The sequence below is a fragment of the Massilia sp. P2_C2 genome (genome assembly GCF_056404615.1).
In genome coordinates, this window is record NZ_JBFUDR010000573.1 from 1 (window position 1) to 1,599 (window position 1,599).

At 67.2% G+C, this 1,599-nt stretch carries 2 protein-coding genes; both read right to left on the bottom strand.

Features of this window, described 5'->3' with window-relative positions:
• The coding region (locus tag AC1DYX_RS30945) for an ABC transporter permease (RefSeq protein WP_477266025.1) at positions 1–1,247 on the bottom strand (1,247 nt) is incomplete at its 3' end.
• A partial coding sequence (locus AC1DYX_RS30950) for an ABC transporter ATP-binding protein (protein WP_477266027.1) occupies positions 1,237–1,599 on the bottom strand: 363 nt, incomplete at its 5' end. The genes AC1DYX_RS30950 and AC1DYX_RS30945, both read right to left, overlap by 11 nt.

Genomic DNA, 1,599 nt, shown 5'->3' on the forward strand with positions numbered 1-1,599 from the left:
GCTCCTTTCAGGGCATGGACGGGATCGAGGCGCGACATCCTCCAGGCGGGGATCGCGCCGGACAGCAGGCCGAACACGAAGGCGATCAGCATGCCCCAGCCGAACACCTTCAGGTTGACGTGCACGTCCAGGTAGGGACTCAGTCGCGCGGCTTCGAGCCACCACAGCGCCGCCTGGGCGCAGGCCAGGCCGACGAGGGCTCCCGCGAGGCACAGCAGCACGTTCTCCACCACCAGTTGACCGGCGAGCTGCAGGCTGGTGGCGCCGAATGCCTTGCGCACGCCGATCTCCGTGCTGCGCTCCATGATGCGGCCCATGTTCAGGTTGACGAGGTTCAGTGCGGGCAGCAGCATGAACAGGAACATGCCGCCCGCGATGCGCGCCAGCAGCCGGTCCGCGCCGGAATCGGCATCGCCCCGCCGGCCCAGCAGGCGGCGGGCGAACACGTCCAGCTTGCTGTCGGCCCAGAGCGTGGTCTTGCCGAAGATCTGGTCGCCCACGGGTTCGATGTTTTTCGCAATGCGCTCGACGTCGGCACGGATGCGCGGCAGGTCGGCGGGGGAGCGCGCCAGCAGCAGCGCGGCGAAGTCGCCCGTGACTTCGTTCCGGTAGTTCGTCGACGGGAAGGTCTCCAGCGGCGCCCAGATGTCCGCAAAGGCGTTGAGGTGTTTGACGTCGTCGACGACGCCGATGATGTCGAAGGCCTGGCCTTCCACGCTGATCCGCTCGCCGACGGCCGCGCGGTCCGGGAATAGCTGGCGCGCGGTCGTCGCGTTCACGACGGCGACCATGCGGCCCAGGCGGCTGTCTTCTTCGTCGGGCAGGCGGCCTGTCCGCAGCCGGAAATTCATGATTTTCCAGTAGTCGGCATCGACGCGCCGCAGGGCACGCCGGCTGACGCGGTCGCCTTGGTAGACCGATACCTCGCTCGTCATCGTGATGGCGGATACGCGCTCCACGCCCGTCATCGGCTTGAAGTACCGGGCAATGGTCTTGTGGCCGAGCTTGCTGCTGCGCGTGCCGGTGGGCCGGCCATCTTTGTCGAAACTCTCGCTGCGTATGTCGTACACCTGCAGCATGCGGTCGCTTTTCCCTTCCACGCCGCCCGGCCAGAACGCCGTGTCGCACATGGCGGTGATCACCATCAGCACGACCAGCGTGAGCACGATGCACCCCATATTGATCGCCGTGAACAGCTTGCGCCGCATGAAGACCTTGTAGGCGGTCAGCAGGTAGTTACGCAGCATATGCCGCCTCCCGCCCAACCAGCTGGCCGTCGAACACGCGCACGATACGGCCGACCTGCGCCGCCTCGCGCTCGTCGTGCGTGACCATCACGATCGTGGTGCCCTCGGCGTTCAGTTTCAGCAGGATGTCCATGATCTCGGCGCCCATCTTGCTGTCCAAATTCCCCGTGGGTTCGTCCGCCAGCAGCACCTGCGGATTGCCGACGATGGCGCGCGCGATGGCCACGCGCTGCTGCTGGCCGCCGGACAGCTGGTTCGGATAATGGTCCATGCGCGCACCCAGGCCGACGCGCTGCAGCGCCTCGCGCGCCAGCCGCCGGCGCTCGGCGCCACCCATGCTGCGGTACAGGAG